Source organism: Achromobacter insolitus (assembly GCF_002209555.1).
Classification (GTDB): domain Bacteria; phylum Pseudomonadota; class Gammaproteobacteria; order Burkholderiales; family Burkholderiaceae_B; genus Achromobacter; species Achromobacter insolitus.
Map to the genome: position 1 here is coordinate 156,716 of NZ_NJIF01000010.1, position 23,595 is coordinate 180,310.

General features: G+C 59.8%; 18 protein-coding genes. 4 read left to right on the top strand and 14 right to left on the bottom strand.

Features of this window, described 5'->3' with window-relative positions:
• Positions 1 to 38 precede the first annotated feature (38 nt).
• A complete protein-coding gene (locus CEY08_RS24980; protein ID WP_063640000.1) occupies positions 39 to 968 on the bottom strand; it encodes a LysR family transcriptional regulator in 930 nt (309 codons plus the stop codon).
• Positions 969 to 1,109: 141 nt separating this feature from the next.
• On the opposite strand from CEY08_RS24980, the gene msuE reads away from it, so the two are divergent.
• The 3 genes from msuE (at position 1,110) to CEY08_RS24995 (ending at position 3,893) form a co-directional block, all read left to right on the top strand.
• Positions 1,110 to 1,691: an FMN reductase gene (msuE, locus tag CEY08_RS24985; protein WP_063962321.1), complete on the top strand. Its 582-nt coding sequence runs from the start codon at positions 1,110 to 1,112 to the stop codon at positions 1,689 to 1,691.
• A gap of 162 nt (positions 1,692 to 1,853) precedes the next feature.
• Complete coding sequence (locus CEY08_RS24990) at positions 1,854 to 2,837, top strand: DUF1852 domain-containing protein (RefSeq protein WP_042793925.1); 984 nt, start codon at positions 1,854 to 1,856, stop codon at positions 2,835 to 2,837.
• Positions 2,838 to 2,864: 27 nt separating this feature from the next.
• The gene (locus CEY08_RS24995) at positions 2,865 to 3,893 is read left to right on the top strand and encodes a methionine synthase (protein WP_042793926.1); all 1,029 of its coding nucleotides are present in this window, start codon (positions 2,865 to 2,867) and stop codon (positions 3,891 to 3,893) included.
• A 174-nt stretch (positions 3,894 to 4,067) separates the two neighbouring features.
• On the opposite strand, the gene CEY08_RS25000 is transcribed toward CEY08_RS24995, so the two are convergent.
• The 7 genes from CEY08_RS25000 to CEY08_RS25030 all read right to left on the bottom strand — a co-directional run bounded on the left by CEY08_RS25000 (position 4,068) and on the right by CEY08_RS25030 (position 12,224).
• Positions 4,068 to 5,774 carry a thiamine pyrophosphate-requiring protein gene (locus CEY08_RS25000; RefSeq protein WP_076814030.1) on the bottom strand — a complete coding sequence of 569 codons (1,707 nt, stop codon included), beginning with the start codon at positions 5,772 to 5,774 and terminating at the stop codon, positions 4,068 to 4,070.
• Positions 5,771 to 6,682: a LysR family transcriptional regulator gene (locus tag CEY08_RS25005; RefSeq protein WP_076814032.1), complete on the bottom strand. Its 912-nt coding sequence runs from the start codon at positions 6,680 to 6,682 to the stop codon at positions 5,771 to 5,773. Before CEY08_RS25005 ends, CEY08_RS25000 begins: the two co-directional genes overlap by 4 nt.
• Positions 6,683 to 6,726: 44 nt before the next feature.
• Entirely contained in the window at positions 6,727 to 8,319 is a 1,593-nt protein-coding gene (locus tag CEY08_RS25010) for a rhodanese-like domain-containing protein (RefSeq protein WP_076814034.1), read from the bottom strand.
• 41 nt (positions 8,320 to 8,360) lie between these two features.
• Positions 8,361 to 9,347, bottom strand: coding sequence for a Bug family tripartite tricarboxylate transporter substrate binding protein (locus tag CEY08_RS25015; RefSeq protein ID WP_076814036.1), 987 nt, complete (start codon positions 9,345 to 9,347; stop codon positions 8,361 to 8,363).
• Positions 9,348 to 9,375: 28 nt separating this feature from the next.
• Complete coding sequence (locus CEY08_RS25020; protein ID WP_076814039.1) at positions 9,376 to 9,972, bottom strand: cupin domain-containing protein; 597 nt, start codon at positions 9,970 to 9,972, stop codon at positions 9,376 to 9,378.
• A 559-nt stretch (positions 9,973 to 10,531) separates the two neighbouring features.
• Positions 10,532 to 11,203, bottom strand: a complete 672-nt coding sequence (locus tag CEY08_RS25025) for a Rossmann-fold NAD(P)-binding domain-containing protein (RefSeq protein ID WP_076814041.1) — start codon at positions 11,201 to 11,203, stop codon at positions 10,532 to 10,534.
• 13 nt (positions 11,204 to 11,216) lie between these two features.
• Positions 11,217 to 12,224, bottom strand: coding sequence for an AraC family transcriptional regulator (locus tag CEY08_RS25030; RefSeq protein ID WP_076814044.1), 1,008 nt, complete (start codon positions 12,222 to 12,224; stop codon positions 11,217 to 11,219).
• Positions 12,225 to 12,523: 299 nt separating this feature from the next.
• Here CEY08_RS25030 and CEY08_RS25035 point away from each other — a divergent pair, with 299 nt between their 5' ends.
• Positions 12,524 to 13,345, top strand: coding sequence for an SDR family oxidoreductase (locus CEY08_RS25035; protein ID WP_076814046.1), 822 nt, complete (start codon positions 12,524 to 12,526; stop codon positions 13,343 to 13,345).
• A gap of 40 nt (positions 13,346 to 13,385) precedes the next feature.
• Here the strand turns inward: CEY08_RS25035 and CEY08_RS25040 are convergent, their stop codons facing one another.
• From CEY08_RS25040 to CEY08_RS25060, 6 genes are all read right to left on the bottom strand, one after another.
• A complete protein-coding gene (locus CEY08_RS25040) occupies positions 13,386 to 14,369 on the bottom strand; it encodes a Bug family tripartite tricarboxylate transporter substrate binding protein (RefSeq protein ID WP_076814049.1) in 984 nt (327 codons plus the stop codon).
• Between the two features lie 605 nt (positions 14,370 to 14,974).
• Positions 14,975 to 17,998: a type I restriction endonuclease subunit R gene (locus tag CEY08_RS25045; protein ID WP_076814051.1), complete on the bottom strand. Its 3,024-nt coding sequence runs from the start codon at positions 17,996 to 17,998 to the stop codon at positions 14,975 to 14,977.
• Entirely contained in the window at positions 17,995 to 18,699 is a 705-nt protein-coding gene (locus CEY08_RS29880) for a hypothetical protein (RefSeq protein WP_126389604.1), read from the bottom strand. Before CEY08_RS29880 ends, CEY08_RS25045 begins: the two co-directional genes overlap by 4 nt.
• Positions 18,696 to 20,111: an AAA family ATPase gene (locus CEY08_RS25050; protein WP_076814056.1), complete on the bottom strand. Its 1,416-nt coding sequence runs from the start codon at positions 20,109 to 20,111 to the stop codon at positions 18,696 to 18,698. The genes CEY08_RS29880 and CEY08_RS25050 overlap by 4 nt, the downstream gene beginning before the upstream one ends.
• A complete protein-coding gene (locus CEY08_RS25055) occupies positions 20,108 to 21,442 on the bottom strand; it encodes a restriction endonuclease subunit S (RefSeq protein WP_076814058.1) in 1,335 nt (444 codons plus the stop codon). The genes CEY08_RS25050 and CEY08_RS25055 overlap by 4 nt, the downstream gene beginning before the upstream one ends.
• Entirely contained in the window at positions 21,442 to 23,571 is a 2,130-nt protein-coding gene (locus CEY08_RS25060; protein ID WP_076814061.1) for a type I restriction-modification system subunit M, read from the bottom strand. Before CEY08_RS25060 ends, CEY08_RS25055 begins: the two co-directional genes overlap by 1 nt.
• Between the last annotated feature and the right edge of the window lie 24 nt (positions 23,572 to 23,595).

Sequence of the window (23,595 nt, forward strand, 5' to 3'; positions counted from 1 at the left end):
TATGGGCCTGCCCGCCGTGACCGGCAGCAGGTCCCGCTTTAGCGGACCTCGCCGACCTCGCTCCCTTGCGCAATGGCGGAGACGGTGGCTGATTGGCGAGCCAGTTCGATGAAGGCCCGCACGTAGTCAATCGCAGTGTCGGCCTCGCGCGCGCCCAGGAATATCTGCTTGGCGATGCCGCGCGCGCCCAGCCTCACGGGCACCACGTCCATCCTGGCCGCGTACTCCTCGACCAGCCAGCGCGGCAGAGCGGCCACGCCACGGCCGCTCGCCACCATCTGCACCATGATGTCCGTGGTTTCAATGGCTTTGTGGCGCCTGGGCGTGACACCGGCCGGCAGCAGGAACTGGTTGTAGATGTCCAGGCGCTCGATGTCCACGGGGTAGCTGATGAGCACTTCCTGGGTCAACTGCTGAGGTTTCACGTATGCCACCGAAGCCAGGGCATGGCCCTTGGCCACGACCAGTACCTGCTCATAGTCGAACACGGGCTCGAACTTCAGGCCCGGCTTGAATAACGGGTCGGGCGTGACCAGCAGGTCGATCTCGTACCCGAAAAGCGCGCCGATCCCCCCGAACTGGAACTTCTGCTTGACGTCCACATCCACGTCGGGCCAGGCAGCCAGATACGGGGAAACCACCTTGAGCAGCCATTGGTAGCAAGGGTGGCATTCCATGCCAATGCGCAGCGCGCCGCGCTCGCCCTGCGCAAACTGGCCCAGGCGCTCTTCGGCCAGATCCAGTTGCGGCAGCACGCGGTTGGCCACCGCCAGCAGGTATTGGCCGGCCTGCGTCAGGCGCAGGCTCCGGCCTTCGCGCAGCCAGACGTCGGTGCCCAGTTGCACTTCCAGCTTCTTCATGCTGTGGCTCAAGGCCGACTGGGTCAGGTTCAACACGCCCGCAGCGGCCGTCAAAGACCCTTGCTTCTCGACCTGCTGGACGATGCTGAGGTGGATGCGCTCAAGCATTCAGATGATTCCTGCTCATGGATTCGTGAAATAAAACCATTTTACTTCATCATTACCCTCCTCTAGTATCCGCTGCCAGCCTCTGCTGCACCTGCACAAAAGCCGGCGCGGCACCGCACAGACCCATTCATGTGAAGCAAGATGACTCGTCCACTCCGTCTAGTAGCCGTTTCCGGCGGACTGCAACGCCCCTCCAAATCCGCCGCCCTGGCACAGCACCTGCTGGACCTGATCGCCTGCGAAGTCCCATGTAAACAGCACCTGGTTGAATTGGGTCAGCTCGCCCCGCAACTCGCTGGCGCGGTTTGGCGTTCGCAACTGCCCGACGCGGTAGAGCGGGAACTGGCCACGGTCGAGCAAGCTGACGTCGTCGTGGTAACAACCCCGGTCTACCGTGGCTCGTATACGGGGCTGTTCAAACACTTTTTCGACTTCATCGATCAGGACGCCTTGATCGACAAGCCCGTCATGCTGGCGGCCACCGGCGGCAGCGAACGCCACGCCCTGATGATCGATCACCAGTTGCGGCCCCTGTTCAGCTTCTTCCAGGCCCGCACCCTGCCGCTGGGCGTCTACGCGACCGACAAGGACTTCGCCGGCTACCGCCTGCAGGACGAAGCCCTGATCGAGCGGGCCAGGCTGGCGATCCAACGGGCCTTGCCCTTCGTTGAATTGATGCGCCAACCGCAAGCCGCCACCGCGGAAGAAGTGGTCGCTGCCTGACCACACCCGGACCGCCGGCCCGGCAGCCGCTGCCGGCGCCTCCAACCCGGCAATGCCCTTTGAACGCCCGGCGCAAGACGCAGTTGTAGCGCCTTGCGCCCATTAAAAACGGCGTTAAGTCTCTGCCGACACTTTTCACAGAAATCAGCGCAGCACATCAAAATGAGCAACGACTTCACTTTCAACATCAAGAGCATCCGCTTTGACGAAAATTATCAACCGTCAGACAGCACGCGCATAACGACCAACTTTGCCAACCTGGCCAGGGGAACGAGTCGCCAGGAGAATCTGCGCAACACCCTGCGGATGATCGACAAGCGCTTCAATAGCCTGGCGCATTGGGACAACCCCAAGGGCGATCGCTACGCTGTCGAACTCGACATCATTTCCGTTGAAATGAATATTGGAGCCGAAGGCAACAGCGCCGCCTTTCCGCTGATCGAGATCCTGAAGACGAACATCGTCGACAGAACCAACAACGAACGCATCGAGGGCATCGTCGGGAACAATTTCTCGTCCTACGTGCGCGACTACGACTTCAGCGTGCTGCTGCCGGAGCACAACAACAATAAACCCACGTTCAGCACGCCTGAGGATTTCGGCGACCTGCACGGAAAGCTGTTCAAGCACTTTGTGAACTCCAGCGCATACAAGGAGCAGTTCAGCAAGCCGCCGGTGATCTGCATCAGCGCCTCAAGCAGCAAGACCTACCATCGGACCGAAAACCAGCACCCCATCCTGGGCGTCGAGTATCAACAAAACGAATTCTCGTCGACCGACCAGTACTTCGAAAAAATGGGCTTGCAGGTTCGTTACTTCATGCCGCCGGGCAGCGCCGCGCCCCTGGCGTTCTATTTCCAGGGCGATCTGCTTGGCCACTACACCAACCTTGAGCTGATCAGCATCATCAGCACGATGGAAACCTTCCAGAAGATCTACCGCCCCGAGATCTACAACGCCAATTCCGCGGCCGGCAAACTCTATCAGCCGAGCCTGCAGAACCAGGACTACTCGTTGACCCAGATCGTCTATGACCGGGAAGAACGCAGCCAACTGGCCGTCAAGCAGGGCAAGTTCACGGAAGAGCACTTCATCAAGCCGTACAAGAACGTGCTCGAAACCTGGGCAGCCAACTACGCGCGTTAATCACCCAAACACACGGAATCACCAATCATGAAAAAACTACTGCCCACCTCTACCGCCGGCAGCCTGCCCAAACCTTCCTGGCTCGCCCAACCTGAAAAGCTCTGGTCGCCCTGGAAATTGCAGGACGACGAACTGACCGAAGGCAAACAGGACGCCTTGCGCCTGGCCTTGCAAGAACAGCAACACGCAGGCATCGACATCGTCAGCGATGGCGAGCAGACCCGCCAGCATTTCGTCACCACGTTCATCGAGCATCTCGACGGCGTCGATTTCGAAAAGCGCGAAACCGTCAGGATCCGCGATCGCTACGACGCAAGCGTCCCGACCGTCGTTGGCGCCGTGAGCCGCCAAAAGCCTGTTTTCGTCGAAGACGCCAAGTTCCTGCGCCAGCAGACCAAGCAGCCCATCAAATGGGCCCTGCCCGGCCCCATGACGATGATCGACACGCTGTACGACGCCCACTACAAGAGCCGGGAAAAGCTGGCTTGGGAATTCGCCAAGATCCTCAACCAGGAGGCCCGTGAGCTGGAGGCCGCCGGCGTGGACATCATCCAATTCGACGAGCCCGCGTTCAACGTCTTCTTCGACGAGGTGAACGACTGGGGCATCGCCACCCTGGAACGGGCAATCGAAGGCCTCAAGTGCGAAACCGCCGTGCATATCTGCTATGGCTACGGCATCAAGGCCAACACCGACTGGAAAAAAACGCTGGGGTCCGAGTGGCGTCAATACGAGGAATCCTTCCCCAAGCTGCAGCAATCCAATATCGACATCATCTCCCTGGAATGCCACAACTCCCATGTTCCAATCGATCTGATTGAACTCATTCGTGGCAAGAAAGTGATGGTCGGCGCCATTGACGTGGCGAGCGACAAGATTGAAACGCCGGAGGAAGTGGCCAACACCTTGCGCAAGGCCCTGAAGTTCGTCGATGCCGACAAGCTGTATCCCTGCACGAACTGCGGCATGGCGCCGCTGTCGCGCGCCATTGCGCACGGCAAGTTGCTCGCTTTGAGCGAAGGCGCGGAGATCGTTCGCAAGGAACTCTTGGGTTGATTCGGAGCTGAAACCGTAGCGTGTGCGAAGAATGCCGAAGCAGTAGTTGGACTGTCCTCTGCGCACCGAGTAGTCATGAAAAAGGCGCCGAGGCGCCTTTTTCATTTGCCGAGCGACGCGCCCGGCGATGTCTCCCCGCGCGACGCCCCCTCTACACCCACGCGGACGGGACAGTCAGGGAGCCTCCTGCGACAGTGCCTTCTCTTCGGCGGTCATGATCTCCAGAACCGCGGGGCGGCCCGTGTCGGCGACTCTCGCGGCCTCGCGCAGCTTGTCGATCAGCGTGCGGGGGTCCTCCACACGCGCCGTCCAGGCGCCAAGGCCCCGCGCAATCATCTCGTAGTCGCCTGACAGATAGCGGGTACGATGGGTCGTGCTCGATAGCGGCATGTGCTTGTCATAGCCGCCCATGCAGCCGTTGTTCATCAGGAGCGTCACCGTGCCGATCTGGTTACGCACGGCCGTCTCCAGGTCCATGGCGCACTCCCCGAACGCCGCGTCGCCCAGCAGGTGCGCCACCAGCGCTTCAGGCCGCGCCATCTTGGCGCCAAGGGCCAGCGGCAGGCTATAACCCAGATGGGTAGAGCGCCCCCAACCCATATACTCCCCCGGCCGGCGGCAGCGGTAGAACGGACTCAACTGGTCGCGCGGACTACCCGCGTCATGCGTAATGATGACGTCGCGCTCCGCCCAGGCGATCTGAAGATCATGCACGACGCGGTACGGATTGATGGGGGTCGAGTCCGACGTGAGCTTGTCGTGCCAGGCCTTGAGCCACGCCTGACGGATGGTGTCCAGCTCGGCGCCGATCCGTGCCGTCCGGTCCCGGTCTGGCCGCGCGCCGAACTCGCCCTTCAACATGTCTATCATCTGCCTCAGCACGAGCCTGGCATCGCCCAGGAGGGGGAAGTCCAGCGGATAGTCCTTATTCAGGTCCGACTCGTCAACCGCCAACTGAATCGCCCGCTTTCCTGCCGGTAGCGGCGCCGCAAACACCGATTTGGTCAGACTCGCGCCGATGCCGAAAATCAAGTCGGCGTGCCGCAGCCCATGCGACACTGTCGCCGGCCACGCCATGCCGCCGCTGCCCAGCGCCAGCGGATGCATCTCTGGAAAGCCGCTCTTGCCGGACAGCGTCGTCATCGTCGGAATCGAGAGCAGTTCGGCCAGTTCCACAAGTTCAGGCGTAGCCTGCGACTGCAATACACCAGCGCCAGCGTGCAAGATGGGGCGTTCCGCGGCCAGCAACTGGCGGCATGCCTCTCGCACGATATCCGGGTCGCAGAGTGTCCGAATCGCCCTGATGGGCGCATGCCGGGACACCGAGGCGCCAATGGGCTGTTCCATCACGTCCATCGGCAATTCCAGCGCCACCGGACCGCGCCGGCCGTTGCGCAGGCCAGTGTAGGCGCGTCGCAGCATTTCGCCCACCCGGTCCGGCCGGTTGATGCGCGCGACCCATTTGGTGATGTTCTGATAGTGCTTGGCCGTTTCAAAATTGGGCCGCACATCCAGGCGTGACTCGTTCACCCCGCCCGGCAGCATCAGCACCGGAGACGAATCGGAATAGGCCTGCGCCATGGCGCCGAAAGCGTTCTCGCACCCCGGCCCGTACTGCACCGCACACACCCCCACCCGCTCGCCTAGGCTGGCCCGGGCGTACCCATCGGCCATGCCGACCACGGCGCGCTCGGTCCGCGCCACCACTGGACGTATGCCCGCCGCGGTAGCCGCGTCGATAAGCGAATTGATCGGAAAGCAGAACAGCAGCTCAGTATTTTCCGCCTTCAGTATCCGGGCAACCTCGTCAACCGCCTTGCGGTCGGAAGGAGGACGGATATCGGTCGTCTGGGATGCCGCTACGGGCAGGGATGCATTCATGTTGTCTCTGTCTGTTGTTGAAATGCCCGGCAGTAATCCAGGAATTTGGATGCCAGGATGGAAAGCGGCTGGGAGCTGGAGTACAGCGCCCCTACCTCGACGATGACTTCCGGATGGAAAGGCCTGATCACGACATTGGCATCGCGCACGGCACCCAACGTAAAGGCATCGACTACAAAAGCCCCGGCACCAGCCTCCACCAGTGCCATGGCGGCGAGCATCGTGCCCGCCTCGATACGCATCCGCGGCCGCACCCCATGGGCGTCCAGGATGCGCGTGATCCGATCGTGCACGCGGGTGATCCGGTCGTTGAAGCGCTTGCGTGGCACATTGATGAAATCGACTCCCTGCAAGTCCATCGGCCCTATTGATTCCAGCTCCGCCAAGGGATGCCCGGCGGGCAGCAGGCACACCGCCGGCGTACGCGCGATCGGCAACGACTCAATGTCCGGGTGGTCCACCGGCAGCGTCGCAAAACCGATCTCCGCGCTGCCGCGCGAAACCGCATACACCACGTCGTAATGTCGCTGCACATCGAACATCACCGTAATTCCCGGATGTTCGCGCATGAATGCCGTCACCAGCTTGGGCAAGGCTCCCTGCTGCAGTGAATTCATGACGCAAATCTTTAAGGTGCCGCTGCCGATCTGCGCAATGCGCTGAGCCGCGAGCTGAATATCCTTCAAACCGATGTACGAGCGCATGGCCTCGACATGCAACGCCCTGGCCTCGACGGTCGGCACCATCACCCCCTGGCGGCGGTCGAACAGCTGGAATCCCACCTCCCGCTCCAGGCGGGCCAACAATCGGCTCACGGCCGATTGCGTCACATACATGGACTCCGCCGCTCGCGTCACCGTCCCCAGGTCAACCACCGCCAGAAACGCTTCGATCTGCCTGAGATTCATATCGTCTTTCTCCTCCTGTAGGTAGAGAAAGCTCTAACAGAGGCTCAGCCCTTGTACAAGTCGAAATGCACGGCGGGATGGTGCTGCACCGCATCAAGCAAGCCCACTTCCCAGCCCAGGTAGGCACGCATCGCGGCCTCGCGATCCTTGGCCTCGAATGGCTTCACAAATGCGTCGTCGGGCTCGTGCAGGGGATGGCCCTCGCCCTCTTCCAGCGGCAAGCCCTCCTGGCGCCAACGTTTCATGCCACCCCGCAGGACGTACACGTCCCTGTCGGTCTGGCCAGCCACGTCCGCATAGCCGAGCTCCGCGAGCACATGGTCCGGCGACACCAGCAACAGCGGACGGCCTGGCGGCAGCGGGCTCAATGCATCGGCCAATCTGGACCGGGTGAGCCAGCGCGCCGCCGGCAGATGCCCTGCCTGGTAATCCCGGTAGCTGCTCAAATCGATGATCTCGTACTCATCCAAGCGGCGCGCCGCCTCGGCGGGAGCCAGCCAACGAGCCTGAACACCCTCCAGCCCCGCGACGATCGCCGCCTGCGGACCGCTGACGAGGCTCGCAGCATCCACTGTTGCGGCGCGCAAGGTAAGCACGTCAGCGTGGCCCATCTGACGCAGCCACGAGGCCGTCATCACGTCGCGCACCCCGTGCGGGTCGTACAACACGATGCGTGCATTGCGCACTGCCACATAGGTATCCGTCGCCTGCACCAGCTGGCCGCCGGGCGCATGAACAGCGTGCGCTGGATGTCCCGCTTCGAACTCCTCCTGCGAGCGCACGTCGAACAGATAGACCGACCGCTCGCCGCTTTCGAGTATGCGGTAGCACTCCGCCGCGTCGATCTCGCCGATGCGAAAACGCTCGCGTATCGCCACCGCTCGGCGGCGCGCCACTTCCAGGGCCTTAGCGCTCGGCTCCGGCGCGCGGCGCGATGATCGGGTCTCGACCTGATGGCCCGCCAGCGACCAACCCATCGTGCCGTTGCGCAAGGCATAGACAGGATTGGGCACACCCGCATTGATCAACGACTGTGCGCCGATGATGCTGCGCGTGCGGCCGGCGCAATTGACCACCAACGTCGTCGTCGGGTCGTCCGCCAGCTCCGCGTAACGCAGCACCAGCTCTGCCCCCGGCGTACTCACCGAACCGGGAATCGTCGCCCGCTCGTGCTCGGCGGGCGTGCGGCTGTCCATAATCACCACTCGCTGGCCGGACTCCTGCATGGCCTTCAATTCATCAGCTGAAATCGAGGGCGTGCTGCAACCATGCTCGACATACTCCCCGAATGCTTTGCTGGCCGTGTTGAAGCCCGTGAACAAAGGCAGGCCCAACTCTCCCCACGACGGCGAACCGCCCTTGAGCAGGACCGCGCCCGAATAGCCGAGCTCACGTAGCCGGTGCAGCGCGCGCCGGTCCAGCTCATCGCCCGCGCCAGCGACGACTATGGGCACATCGCGGCGGGGAAACAACCTGGCCGCCCGCAGTTCCAATTGCGACAGCGGAAGGTTCACCGCGTGGAACAGATGCGGCGACACCGAATGCGCCCCCTCCTCTCTTGGATCAACCACGGCGCACTCCGCGCCGCTTTCCAGACACCGCTTCAGCCACTCTGCACTGACTGCTTCCCCAACCATTCCTGTCCCCTTTGCCCAATTGATTCGCTATCTGTTCGCGCTCAATCTATGGACGCGCCAGCCTGCTTGACCAGATCTGCCCAGAACGCGACCTGCTCTCGCACAAACGGGTCGAACTTTCCCTCATCTCTGGGATTCGCCGGCTGATACCCCGCTTGCTCCAGTTGCTCGCGGATCCTGGCGGAGGCCAGTGTGCGAATCGAAGCCTGCTCGAGCGCCTCGACGGCATCCGCAGGCGTGCTGGTCGGCACGACCAATCCGAACCACACCTCCGTACGCTCAAAGCCCGGCAAGCCCATGTCCGCCAGAGACCGGGCGTCCGGCAGGCTCGGTGGAGGCTTGAGCGAAGTACAGCCCAGCACTCGCAGCCGCCCCGCCTTAATCTGTGCCAGCGCCGAAGGCAGCGACGCCATCGAAAAATCGACCTCGCCCGAAGCCACCGCCATTACCGACTCCGCTGGACCGCGATACGGGATGTGTTCAGTCTGGAGCTTGGTTTCGCTGCTGAACAGCACGCCCGCCAGGTGCTGGGTTGTGCCATTGCCGGGCGAGCTGAACATCAGCGACTTGCCATCGCGGGGTTTAAGGTCCTTCAGCGTCTTTACCGGACCGGCGGCCGGAACCACCAGCACGTTCGGGGTCGAAGCAAACTTAACCACTGACGCAAAATCCCGCAGCGGGTCATAGGGCAGATTCTTATAGAGCGCCCGGTTGATCGCCATGGTGGCCGTCGACCCCAGCCCGAGCGTATACCCGTCCGGCCGGGCGTGTGCCACCGCAGCCATGCCGATGCTGCCTCCCGCTCCCGGCTTATTGTCCACAATGATGTTCTGCCCCAACTGCTGGCCCAGCTCCGGCGCAAGAATTCGCACGAGGATGTCGTTGGCGGAACCCGGCGTATACGCCACGATGTAAGTGAGGACCTTCGCCGGGAAACGACGCTGGGCTCGCAACATCCCCGGAAGACCAGCACAGCCCAGTGCAATCACGGATTTACTACAGAGACTCAAGAGTTCACGTCGTTTCATTCTTTTCCCCTTCCAGCGGTTCTCGCGCTTACGTTGGCTTGACGTTCGGATTCGGCGGGAAGGTCTGCCGCTTGCCACTGGGGTCGAACTGTTCACGGTCGACCTGGGCTTCCAGCGCGCGCTCGTAGAACCGCAGCTGCCACACGGGCTCGTCGCCTACGCCCTGCACGTGAATGCTGTGGATGTCCTCGCCCAGCAAGGCGACGCCCACGCCGGGTCCGACCATGACGGTCTCCCTCTGCCGGAATTCACCCGAGCTGTCGACTTCGTACAGCCGGTTTTCCTCCGCGCCCGCCATCCCGACCAGCACCGCCCAGTTCTTGTGGTTATGCGGCGGGCTGGATTTTCCAGGCAGCGCCAGCGAGAGATATAAGGCGCGGCCGGTGCCGTCATCGTCGTTCAGGCGGTAGGCGACGAAATCCTTGAACGTGCCGCGCACGGCTGGCTTGAATTCCGTGGTGACGAAAACATCGCTATGGCGCGCCAGTGAAAGCAGTTCGTTCTTGATGGCCTCAAGAGCCTGGCGAGTCTGGCCATGGTCTTGTTCGATGGTCCGGACGCGCGCCATGGTTTCTTCGACCAGCTTGCGACGGCGCGCCACCAATTCGGGCGTGGGTTCACGCATAGTTGTCTCCTTTGGGAGCAGTGGAAAATCAACGCATAAATGAAACTCCATGGCTTGAAGATTGAAGTTGCCCCGGTATTCTGTCAATTTCCAATATGCTTGAGCAGTATTCCATCACGTCATACTATTCAAAATGCTTCCGCCAGGAGAATGCAAAGATAATCCTCCGCCATCGCCCATAAAAAACATCATTAATTCCGGCATTGACGCTAATAAAATCGCTACCGGCCACGCGATTTAGGGCGGCGATAATCACTTCATTAATTGCCGTGAAAATAGAATGCCTGAAGGGAATCGGGGCGGTTGACCGTCGACCGAGCTTGTGGTCGCGGGACCTCAGTCAACGCCCGCTTTTGATCAGAGCTCCGTCCGATGCAGAAGATTTGGTTTTCCAACGCCAAGAGCCGCCGCTCGACAAAATGCAGTCAGACTACATGCCAACCCACACATGGAGTCGCCAGGCGTACTTGGCCCTCCATGCAGCAGGTGCTTGCTACGCAACGAAAGGGCGACCGCGGCGAAGACAGCGTCACAATCCGAGCAAGCTCGGCCTACCCGGTCAGCGCGCTTCACCCATCTGCGCGAGCACATTGGACGGCAGTACCACCACGCCTTCGGCCGTCGGCACCGTCTTGACCAGCGCCTGCGCCACCGCCTCCGCGCGCACAGGGCGATAGGCGCCAGGCAGCAACGGCGCGAGCAACTTCGCGATCGGGATTGCGATCCGCTCCCCAATGCGCGGCGGCTGCTGCAGTCCCTCCCGATAATCCAGCAACAACGAGGGTTGAGCGATCACCAGCGCCGTCAGCCCCAGCGCTTTCAGAGCGTCCTCCAACTCGCCCTTGACGCGGTTATAGAACACCGACGATTGCGAGTTCGCCCCGACCGCGCTCACCAACCCCGCTCGCCGGGCACCGGCAGCGTACGCAGCCCTGGCCGTCGCCAGATTGGCCGACAGATCCACGGCGCGGAACGCCTCCTGGCTGCCCGCCACCTTGATGGTCGTCCCCAGCGCCAGATACACCTCGTCGGCCGGTGGCAGCACAGGTAAATTGCCGAAATCCACCACGTGCACCTGGAGCTTGGGATGACTGACCGGCAGCGCCCGGCGGCCCAGGGCATGCACCTTGGCAACCGTCCGGTCCATCAGCAACGCCTGCAGGATCCGGCCGCCCACCAGGCCTGAGGCGCCGGCGAGCAATACTTTTCGTTGATCGGCTTGCGTGGACATGATGAGCCTCCTCTCAATTCAGGCGCGCGGCGTGGCGCGCACTGTCCGGGGTCTGCCCGGTCCAGTCCTGAAAGGCGCGATAAAAGGAATTCGGATCTTCGAACCCCAGCAGAAAGGCGATTTCGCCGCCCGACATCGGCGTGTTTTCCAGGTAGTGGCGGGCCAGGCTCTCGCGCGTGGCATTGACCAGCCCCCGAAAGCTCTCCCCTTCGGATTCCAGGCGGCGCTGCAACGTGCGCTTGCTCAAGCCCAGGCGCTCGGCCGTCCTCTCGATGGTGGCAGCGTTGCCGGGCAGCAGCTCCAGCAGCACCGCGCGCACGCGCTCCGCCGTCGTCGCCGTGGCATCGAGCTCATCGAGCCGGCGGCGAAGGTCGGGCTCGAATACGCGCCACATGCCTTCATTCACCGTAAGAAACGGGCGCGAGACATCCGCCGCCGAAAACGTAATGCTCGGGCCCATCCCCGCTTGCAGCGATACGCCAAAGAAACTCTCATAGCGCCGGGCATAGTCACTGGGCGGCAGTCGCGGCAGCGTCGCCCGCAGCGCATTGACCGGCTCCCGGGTCGCCAGTCGCGCCAACCGCAGGAAGAATGCGATCTCGGCCACCTGCAACGAGTACGGCACCTCGGCAGGCGCCGGGAGCCAACGAGGCTCCACCGACAGCTCGCCAGCCTTGCCCACGTCCAGTTCCAGGCTCATCGGCGCCACAAGTTGCTTGTACTTCGCGAGGCGCTGCACCGCCTGCATAAGATTGGCGCTACACAGCGCAGCGAACAACGGCGGGCTGAACGACTCGGCCGACAAAGCCTCGACGATGCGCAACGGGAACATGACATCGCCCGTCTCGGCCTCCAGAGCGTTCCAGAAGCGGAAATACGCTTCCGTCGACAGCCCGTTGCCGCCGCGGGACAGCAAATCGTCTGGCAGCCCAGCGCGGCGCAGCACGTGTCCGGACCGGACACCCAGATCCTTCAGCAGCGCCTGCCAGCCGATGTCCAGGGAAAAGGTTTTGGTTTGCATCGCCGGAACTCTATCGTCATTCGAAGGGGCGCATGCCCTTCCCCGATCATGCGCAAAGTATAGAGAACCCGAGCGTTCCGCTTAATTCAAATTGCGCCACATCGTCAGCAAACCACGCCACTCGACGCCTTTCGGATTCGCCAGCGCCAGGCTGGCGCGGCTTGCATCGGGATTGGCGCGCATCGCTAGAGCGCTGTCGCGGCCTGCTTTTTAAAGTGTGTTTTACGGCGGCGCCACCAGCGACGCACCATTCCTTGGGACGCGCCCCGTCGACCCTCGACACTTGAAGGAACCAACCCATGCCCCGCCAAACCATACTCATCACCGGCTGCAGCAGCGGCATCGGCCGCATGACCGCCAAATACTTCCAGGAACGCGGATGGAACGTCATCGCCACCGTTCGCTCCCAGCCGGAGCAGGATCAGGAACTCAACGCGCTCGACAACGTGCTGGTCACCCAGCTCGACGTCACCAAGAAAGACACCATCGACGCCGCCATCGCCGCAGGCATCTCGCGCTTCGGCAACATCGACGTCCTGCTCAACAATGCCGGCTACGGCTCGTATGGGCTGCTGGAGGCCACGCCCGAGCACAAGATGCGCCGGCAGTACGACGTCAACGTCATCGGCACCATGCTGGCCATGCAAGCCATCCTGCCTCACTTCCGCCAGCGCGGCCAAGGCACGATCATCAACATTTCCTCGATGGGCGGAAAAATCACCTTCCCGCTGGGCACGCTCTACCACGGCTCGAAATTCGCGGTCGAAGGAATGAGTGAAGCACTTTCCTATGAGCTCGCTCCCATCGGGGTCACCATCAAGCTGGTCGAGCCCGGCGTCATCAACACCAACTTCGCCACCAGCTCATTCGACATGAACCTCGATCCGAGCCTGACCGAATACCACCCCGTCGTCGAGGCAGTGATGGGGGCATTTGGCACAATCGCCGCCAGCGGCTCCGAGCCGGTCGTCGTGGCGCAAACCATCTGGGAAGCCGCCACCGACGGGACCCAGCAACTGCGCTACATCGCCGGCGAAGATGCCAGGCAGATCATCGCGGCGCGCAAGCAGATGGGCGATCCCGAGTACCTGGCGCTGGTACGGGGGCAGATGGGATTGTGAGCAGGCCTGACCCGAGCGTTCGATCGTATCGTCGATCCAACTACTGTTCCTTCAGCCCCAACGACTTCATCAACGGGGCGAACAGCTTTTTCTCGTCCTGCACGCGCGCGGCATAGTCGGCCACGCTCAACGGCAGCGCTTCGGCGCCAGCGTCCAGGAAGCGGGTCTGGATCTCAGGCCGCGCCAGCACCTTGTTGATTTCGGCGTTCATGCGGTCAACCACGTCATCACGGGTGCCGGCGGCGGCATACACGCCAAAAAGGCTGTCCGCGAAAACGCCGTCGATGCCTGCCTCGGAAAAGGTTCGTATGTCGGGCGCCACGGCGGCCCGTTGCCGGCTCGCCACCGCCAGCACCTTCAGCTTGCCCGCTTGCACCATGGGAAAGACCGTAGCCGGTCCAAACGCGAAGTCGATCTGGCCGGCGGCCAGGTCTTGTATCGCCGGCGCCACGCCGCGATACGGCGCATGGGTGGCCTGCATGCCGGTAGCCTGCTTGAGCAGCTCGCCAGCCAGGTGCGGCGTCGTGCCGTTGCCGGCAGAACCATAGTTCAGAGGCTCGGGCCGCTTGCGGGCGTATTCGACAAACGCCTCGAGCGTATCGACGCCCAGCGAGGACCGGACGAACAGGAACAACTGGCTGTTGGCCAGCAAGGCGACCGGCCGCAGGTCCCGCTGCGGATCGAATGGCATGCTGGCGAACATCAACGGGTTCACCGATTCGGTCGTCGATGGATTGAGCAAGAAGGTATGATTGTCTTGGCCATTGCGTGCCACCTCGGCCCCCGCCACGTTGCCGCCCGCACCGCCCCGGTTCTCGACGATCACGGTCTGCTTCAAGGCTTCGGCCAAATGCGGCTGCACCGTGCGCGCCAGCACGTCGACCAGCCCGCCAGGCGCCAAACCCACGACCAGACGCACCGGCTTGGCGGGCCACGACGCCTGCGACGGCGTTTGCGCATGGCTGCCCGTCGCCCAGCCCGTCAGCGCCAGCATCATCACGGCCAGGCAATGTCTACGCAGCATGCAACTCTCCTCATAGGGCGCCACCGCGCGATCCTGCGTACGGTGCGTCAGGCGCGCACCCCGGTGAACCGCCGTGATGCCTCATCGCGGCGGCAGCCCTGCATCTGCCGCTCATTCTTCACAAAAGTTTAAGCATAAAGAATCCCGGATAACCCTAGTTTGCTGGCGACGTCGACGCGACATTGCGAGATTGCTTAGGCTCGAACAAAAAAAACGGGAGGACTCGAATCCGAGTCCTCCCGCTCTTACTGCAAGGGCTACCGCCAAGCGCTTTAGCTGATCAGCAATAGTGGCTGACCGTCGCCTAGACCTACATATTCAGAATCAATGGGTTGTGGCCTTTTGCGGTCGCTAGTGGCAGTCCCGCGAAAGTCATTCCCACTCCATCATCAACAGGCCCCCAGAACCGGCATGGTTAAAGGACTTGGCAGTGATCGACACGGGGCCTTACCGTCGCTTTTACCGTCAGAGCCGCCCATCTTATGCTGGCGCGGAAGATGGAGCGATTTGCGGGGCGTCGACTCTTTCGACTCTATTGTCAATCACCTCATATCCTAACTTAGGAACCGGTAGCCCACCAAGCACATGCTCGCTCAAAGGCACAGTTAGCTCTGTGGTGCCCTATCCGAAAGACGAGCGTAAACTTGGCTACCCAACCACTTGGACACCAGCTCCCGCATCTCTGGTTTGCCCATGTAATCAGTGAAAAGTTCTTCATTCAGCTCCATGCGCTCAATAAATAGTGACTCAAGGACCTGTCGAAACACGAGCTGGAACTTCTCTAGAGAGTTGACCTCGGCCGCCTTCTGCAATGACTCATTCTGGCTCGCGGCTTCGGTGATCTGATCGAAGAACAATTGATCTGCATCATTCAATTCGCCGCCGAAGCGCTGATTGATGATGTCGATCAGGCGTGACAGCGAAACGGGTTCCTCACGCACCATGCCAGAGCCCACCTCTCGTGGGCCGTCAAGCGGTTTGGCATAGCCTTCATTGAGGCTGATCGAGCCTTCGCTGATTTTCTGCAAACGGTAGTAATCAAGTTCGACTTCCTCATCGAACTGATAGCCCGGCCCGCTCTTGCGCTTGGGCAGCTTCAGCGCGAGATGGCGCAGGTAGGTGAAGAGTTTTTCCAGATCGCTGTCCTGATAGGGAATCACCTGGCTCAGGAAACCGTACAAATTGCGAAAGGCCTGCAGCTTACCGCGCCATAACTCGGCTTCATCCTCTTCGCTGTTCTGCAACTGCACAAAACGCGCAACAGCCTGATCAAGAATCGCATTCATCTGCTTATGGTCACCGGAGCTCTGGCGGCGCTTCGGTGCAAAGAACACATGCGCAAACGCGGCAATCTCGGTTTGCAGGTAAATGCCCGAGGCATCCAGCTTGGCCTTCACCTCGTAGAGCTTGTCCGGATCTACCTGCTCGCCCATCACCGAGCCGTCGTAGTACTGACGGAAGGCCTCCTGGATTTCGTCGGGATCGTTGACGAAATCGAGCACGAAGGTATCGTCCTTCAGTGGGTGTGTCCGGTTCAAGCGCGACAAGGTCTGCACGGCTTGAATGCCCGCCAGCCGCTTGTCCACGTACATGGTGTGCAACAACGGCTGGTCGAAGCCGGTCTGGTATTTCTCGGCCACCAGCAGCACGCGGAAATCCGGTTTGGTGAAGGTGTCAGGCAACTCCTTTTCCTTCAGGCCGCCATTCATCTCGACCTCCGTGTACGACTTTTCCGGAATCTTGTCGTCTTCCACCACACCCGAGAACGCCACTAGACTCTTGATCGGGTAACCCTTTTCCAGGATATAGCGGTCGAATTCCTGCTTGTAGCGCACCGCCTCCAAGCGCGAGCCAGTCACCACCATCGCCTTGGCGTGGCCGCCGATCTTGTGGCGGGTGAACTGCTGGAAATGCTCGACCATGACTTCTGTCTTCTGGCCGATGTTGTGTGGGTGCAGGCGCATGAAGCGAGCCAGCGCCTTGGCCGCCTTCTTGCGCTCGACGTTGGGATCGTCTTCGGCCTTCTTGATCAGCTTGTAATAGGTCTTGTAGGTGACGTAGCTCTTCAGCACGTCCTCAATGAAACCTTCCTCAATGGCCTGCCGCATGGTGTAGCGGTTGAAGGGTTCACCGCTGCGACCGAAGATCGCCAGCGTCTTATGTTTGGGCGTGGCAGTGAAGGCAAAAAAGCTCATGTTCGGCTGGTGGCCGCGCTTGGCCATGGAGCGGAACAGCCGTTCGAGTTCGACTTCTCCTTCCTCCTCTGCCATTTCCTGGGCCTTGCGGCGCAGCTCGGCACCGCCCAGCACGCCCTTGAGCTCGGTTGCCGTTTCGCCCGATTGGGAGCTGTGTGCCTCGTCGATGATCACCGCATACTTGCGCGTGGGCAGATGGCTTTTGCTGCCGTCACCACGTTCCTCGCTGAGCTTGGCCAGTTGCCCTGTCACGAACGGGAACTTTTGCAGCGTGGTGATGATGATGGGCACGCCCGCTTCGAGTGCCTCGGCGAGCTGGCGCGAGTCCTCGTCAATCTTCTGCACTACACCCTGCCGGTGATCAAACTGGTAGATCGTGTTTTGCAACTGGCGGTCCAGCACCACGCGGTCGGTGATGACCACCACGCTGTCGAACAGTCGTTCGTCGCCTTCGTTGTGCAGGCTGGACAGGCGGTGCGCCAACCAGGCAATGGTGTTGCTCTTGCCGCTGCCGGCTGAATGCTCGACCAGATAGTTGTGTCCTGCGCCCTCGCTTGCGGCGGCTGCCACCATCTGGCGTACCGCCTGCAACTGGTGGTAGCGCGGAAAGATCAGGCTTTCCTTGCGGAGCTTCTTGCCGTCATCCGTGGTCTTCTCTTCCACATTCAGATGCAGGAAGCGGGCAAGCAGATCAAGCAGGCTGTCGCGATGTAGCACTTCTTCCCACAGGTAGGCCGTTTTGTAGTTGCGGCCTTCATGGTCGGGCGGGTTACCGGAACCACCATCCATGCCCCGATTGAAAGGCAGAAAGTAGGTCGATGAACCAGCTAAGCGCGTGGCCATGTGCGCCTCTTCGGTGTCCACCGCAAAATGCACCAGCGTGCGTTTGGTGAACACGAAGATCGGTTCGCGCGGGTCGCGGTCGTGGCGGTACTGGTGGATGGCATTGGCCGCCGTCTGGCCGCTCAAGGGGTTCTTGAGCTCCAACGTGACCACCGGGATGCCATTGACCGACAGCACCACGTCCAGCGACTTTTCCGATTTGGGGCTGAAATGCAGTTGGCGGGTCAGCCCCAGCCGATTGGCCTTGTAGCGCGCTTCCAGCTCCGGGTTCAAGCCATGGGCCGGGCGAAAGAACGCAATGCGCAACGTCTTGCCGAAGCACTTGAAACCATGCCGCAACGTGGCCAGAGTACCGTGTGTGTCCAGCCATTTGCACAGCGATTCCAGCACCCGCGCCCCGGTGTGCTCGCTGTGCAGCGCTTCCAGCTTGTCCCACACTTTGCCTTGGGTGGCGCGGATGAAGGCCAGTGCCTCATCAGGGAAGATTGCGCGTTCGCGGTCGAAGCTTCTGGGATTGATCCGCGTGTATCCGTCGCCCAGCAAGACGGTTTCAATGGCGGTTTCGAATGCGGCTTCTGAGGTTTGTTTCATGGCAGATAATTCTTTGCAATTGATCCGATGACAAACGCGAATTCTGGAAGCTTTCCGTTAGCAGGTTCTTCTATTGCTTGGGCTACTTTTTCAAAATCTTCACGAGTCTGAACAACGTCTGGATCTAACCAAGCATCGATAGCTGCTTTTCTCCATCCCTTGAGGGTGTCGTGATTCAGTTCCAAAACCGTAATGCTCTGCTTAGCAGCATCATTCATCCCCTCAATGCCACCATCGCTCTCACGAAACTTGAAGTATTCCCCGCACGCTTCTTGAGTCGGAAGTACAGACAAAGCTAAAGCTTTCTTTTTCACCGCCCCGAAATGCTCTCTTTCTGCTCCCCGCACCTCTACAGCGGCAATCATGTTTACATAGCTGAGATCGTCGCAAAGATCTCTTCCATATTCGCCACCCCAATCAACCAATTCCTGCCTGCATGCCGTCTGACTTTTCAAGTGCTCAATATGGTTTCCGAATGTTACCTGCTCGGAGTAGTTTTTAAGGGCTGAGATTCGCTCATCGACAGCAACTCCGGTGTAGCCGCACAGGCCGAATTGCTCCGCTGTCAAAATAGCTAACAGTTCCACTTTTTTAGGGAAACATCTATAAGTTACGTTGACCGGCTCGGGATCGATAGCAAGTTGTCCGTCAATAAAAGTCTGTAGACACTCCGGAGTCTGGTTTTTTACGATTCTTCTCATTTACCGAGCCGCTCAATTCGTTCTATAGTTGAAGCCAGTTTTTGAATCGCCTCGGTATTTCCGACACGTTTCCGAAGATCATCGGCTTTGATTCTGGCCTCACTCAGGCTTCGCTCTGAAACAAGGTGCGCGATCTCCTGAAGATCCTTTTCGACATATTCATTCATCTCGCCTGCACCCATCAGAACATTCAATATCCAGTTCGAGTCAGCACCATAAGCCATGCCGGGTGTTTCACTGACGACTCGATCATCCTTAATGGAAAGTATCCGCACGCACCGAGCTTGAACCTCACCAATAACCTGAGGCGAATGTGTTGTGATAACGAATTGACAGCCCTTGAAAATTGCCGGGAGCCGCTTAATCACATCTCGTTGCCATTTCGGGTGCAGGTGCAGCTCGATCTCATCTATCAGCACCAACGCCACGCCTTCTGTAATTGGATTTTCGAGATTCGGATTAGCGATAGCAAGACGCCGGGTAAGATCAAAAACCAAAGCAATCAATCCTCGCTCGCCATCGGACAACTGCTCCAAAAATAACTGCTTTCCGCTTTTATTGCCGTTGACCTGCTCATCGAGCGTTGAATCTTTCATGACGGAGTAGCGCGGCGGGTACTCCTCGTGAAACCAGAATTCTTTAATTTGTGGAATCAGATCAGAAATTGCTTTCTGAAGCAGCTTCAGAATGCGTAAGCCGTGTTTTGAGTCTTTTCGAATTACATGAGATGAACCCATGGCGCGATGCCACTTGGCGAACTCATTGAGGGAAATTTCCAGTTGCGCAAGGGATTTTGAAAATGCCGCAGCCTGCTTGAACGGAAGTGTGCCTTGAAGCTTTGGCGGAAGTCTTGAAAGCAAGCGGTGCGTTGCGTAGTAAACAACCAGCGACTGAGTCGGACTACTTTTTAAGTGGCGCTTCAAGCGCATTTCGGATTCATGGGCATCGGTGAACAGCCAATTCAAGCGTTTCTCGAAGTTGCCTTGCAGACGTTTGTTTGTCCACGCAATCTCGTTTTTTAGATTTTTGTAGTCTGGCGATCTTCTCTCAAGAGTAACCAGCTCTTTCTTCATCATGGCTTGCTTCTGCGCAAGCTCCAGCTTTTCGCCTTGATCAAGGCTCTCCTTGAAAAGGAAAGTGATCAACGAAGCATCGCCCAAGACACTGTTTTCCATTTCGATAGTGCAGGAGGACTTGCCTTGGTGAATGTCGGAGTCGAGTAGCGTCAGCGGCTTTTCTCGTGAGACCGTAAACTCAGGCAAAGCGTGGGAATAGGCGGTTGCTATGGCTTGCAGAACTGTTGATTTACCAACACCATTGACGCCAGCAATCACAGTCATTTTTTCATCAAAGTCGATGTCCAGCCGATCAAAGCCCCGAAAATTCGTCAACCCTAGACTTTTCAATTTCATGGAGTCATATCCTCCAGCGGGATTTGGCCAGTGACGGCGGCTGTGATGAGTGCTGAACGGCGTTCAATCAGCAAATCGAGCGACGTCTGGATCTGGGAGCAAAGGGGTTTCGAGACTTCAAGCGACTGCTTTATGCGAGCGCAAATATCTATCTGCTCACTACTTGAAGGTACGGGAATCTTCATGTTCGCCAGTTGCTCGCAAGTAATAGCACCCTTGGTGCTACCGGCCCCGTCGCTGTCGCTTCGAAGGAATTTGTAGGCGTGCCCCAGTAAGTAGCGCAGGTACTCAGTGTCGAGCTTTGGAGAGCGCGGCTTGATGAACGCAAGATGCTGATTGATAGTGGCCTCTATGCCCAATACTGAAGCCATACCTCGCGTCTTCCCTTGGCCAGTGATCCCCACAAGCACAGCGGGTGGTTGAATCTTGGGAAGGTGGCATTCTCGAAGGGCGGTTTCGGTCACGAATCGACTTGCGGTTGTGACGGGTGACGCATTGACGACGGAGCTGTTCAGCCAAGGGTATCCCTCGTCATCCCAATAGTCGGCGTTCTCGACCGAGGGTGTCGAGCCATTGCCAACCACAGCCAGGTATTTGATCGGCTGCATATCCCAATGCTCTGGAATATCGCCCAGCCATTCCTGTCCGGAGGGTCTGAGCGAGGCATTGGGGTTGAGGCCGCGGGTGACGACGCGGCTGATGAGGGCGGCGCGCTTTTCTTCCAGCAGCGCCAGCATGCGTTCCTTCTCGGCAATCAGCCCGTCGATGCGCGCGGTTTCGCGGTCGAGGTAGTTGGCGATTGAGTGCTGAACTTGAAGGCTCGGCAAAGGCAACGTCAACTGCGGGATATCTCCCATGCTTATGTTCTTTTGAGTGTTCGAGCTGCAAAGATCATCAATCTGACTCTGAAGTAGACTGCTCTTCAAACAGTGCTCAAGAAAGGCGCTTGCCACTTTTCTCTCATCAGCCCGGATAAGTGCCAATGGCGACCAGATGCTGAACTCAGTGTCGACCTTTACTCTTGCGATCTTCCCAGTCGAAGCTGCTTTGCCAAGCAAAATGTCATCTCGTTGCGGCGCAGCTTTCTTGCTGAACTCACGATGATCCTCTTCCGAAACATAGCGGCACGCCTCAAACACGAGCTCACCATTCTGGATGCCATCAACCGACAGAAAAGGAAATCCTTCAGCGGTAAACTCAGGTGTGAGATGAGGCCCATCCGTGATCGGGGCTGCGAGTAGAAACTTAAGTCGAACTGCCGACCAATCATCCGGCAGCAGGTTTTCGAGTAACGCGGCTGCTTGAACTGATTGCGGGCCAACGGATTGCATCACTCCGTAACCTCCCGTAGCAGTTTCAAAATTCGCTGCTCTACGCCAGCCAACTCTACATCGATCTCATGCAGTGGGCGCGGCGGCTGGTACTGGAAGAACACGCGGTTGAAGTTGATCTCGTAGCCCACCTTGCCGATGCCGCTGTCCTGCTCGTCCAGGGTCTCGCGGTCGATCCAGGCGTCCGGCACGTAGGGACGCACCTCGCGCAGGAAGTAGCTGACGATGTCCTCTTTCAGCGGGATGTTTTCGGCATCCTTGAGCGCCGGGTCGGGCTCGTACTCGACGAAGCCTTTCTTGCCATCGCCAAGCAAGCCCAGCAAAGCATGCAGGCCTTGCGTGGTGAGGTCGGTGGGCAGGGTTTGACCCGGAAAGTAAAGGGCACCCTCCAAAGGGGTTGTTTTGTGGTGTGTGGCAACCACTGGCGTCGCATCGGGGTCTACAGCGGTAAAGCAGTCACGAAAGATTTTCTTCTGCGCCGTGCCCTTGGCGCCCTTGGCCCAAGCTTCCATATCGTTGGACAGGGTCTTGAACACCTGCTGCACGGTAGCCCAGGTCTTGTTCCAGTCCAGAAGCGGTTCGGTGCCCAGTTCGTCCTGCACCGCTTGCAGGGCGTCGAACAGCTCGGGGCAGGTGTTGAGGAAACGTTCGCGGGCTTCGTCGGTGATCTGGAAACGCAAGCGCAGCGGGCGCAGTACGGTAATGCGGCGATAGCCGAAGTCCGTGTTGTCGAACACGCGGCTGGTCTGACTGTTTTCCAGTGTGCCGTGTTCGCGGGTGATGGCATCAAGCGCGACTGGGTCAAGGTAGCGGCGCTTGTCGCCCAGACTGCGCTTCATCGGCGTGTAGCGTTCGCGGGCGTCGATGAGCTGGATCTTGCCCTTGCGGTGATCAGCCTTGCGGTTGGTGACCACCCAGATGAAGGTGCCGATGCCGGTGTTATAGAACATCTGCTCGGGCAAAGCGACGATGGCCTCCAACTGGTCACGCTCGATGATCCAGCGGCGGATGTCGCTCTCGCCGCTGCCCGCACCGCCGGTGAATAGCGGCGAGCCATTGAAGACGACGGCCGTTCGAGAGCCAGGCTTGTCGCGGCATCCAGGCTTGTAATCCTGGAACTTGCTCATCATGTAGAGCAGGAACAACAGGGCGCCGTCGTTGATGCGTGGCAGCTTGCCGCTGTAGCGACGGAAGTTAGGCCAGCGGTCGATGACCTTCTTCTCAGCCTTCCAGTCCACGCCGAAGGGCGGGTTGGCCAGCAGGTAGTCGAAGCGCTGCTCCGGAAAGGGGTCGTCGGTGAGGGTGTTGCCCAGCACCACCTGGCCGTCCTTGTGGCCTTTGATCAAGAGATCGGAGGCGGCCACGGCATAGGAGCGTGGGTTGTAGTCCTGCCCGAAGACCTTGACTGTGGCCTGCTCGTTGTGGGCGCGAATCCAGTTCTGCGCCTCGGCCAGCATGCCGCCGGTACCGCAGGCCGGATCGCAGATGGTGACGATGACACCGGCCTGGGTGAGCACGCTGGTGTCGGGTTCCAGCAGCAGGTTGACCATGAGCTGGATCACTTCGCGGGGGGTGAAGTGATCGCCCGCCGTTTCGTTGGCGGCTTCGTTGAAGCGCCGGATCAGGTCTTCGAACACCAACCCCATGGTGATGTTGTCCACTTTGCGCGGATGCAGGTCGATCTCGGCGAACTGGGACACCACTTGGTAGAGACGGTTGGACTCTTCGAGCTTCTCGATCTCCTTGTCGAACTCGAAGCGCTCGAAGATCTTGCGGACGTTTTCGGAGAAGCCGGCGATGTAGTCGGCCAGGTGGCGGCCGATGTTGTCGGGGTCGCCCTTGAGCTTGTGGAAGTCGAGCTGGCTGTGGTTATGAAAGCCCAGCGGCGTGCCGTCTTCATCCTTGGCCAGGTTGTTGAGGATAGCGTCAACGTTGGCGATCTTCTTGGCTTTGAGCTCCTGGTGGCGCTTGAGCACGGCTTGTTTGCTGGGTGCCAACACAGCGTCGAAACGGCGCAGCACGGTGAGCGGCAACATCACCCGCTCGTACTGCGGCGGTCGATAGGGGCCGCGCAGTAGGTCGGCTACCGACCAGATGAAGTTGGCGAGTTGCTGAAAGTTAACGCTCATTGTTATTGAACCATCTTCTTGTTT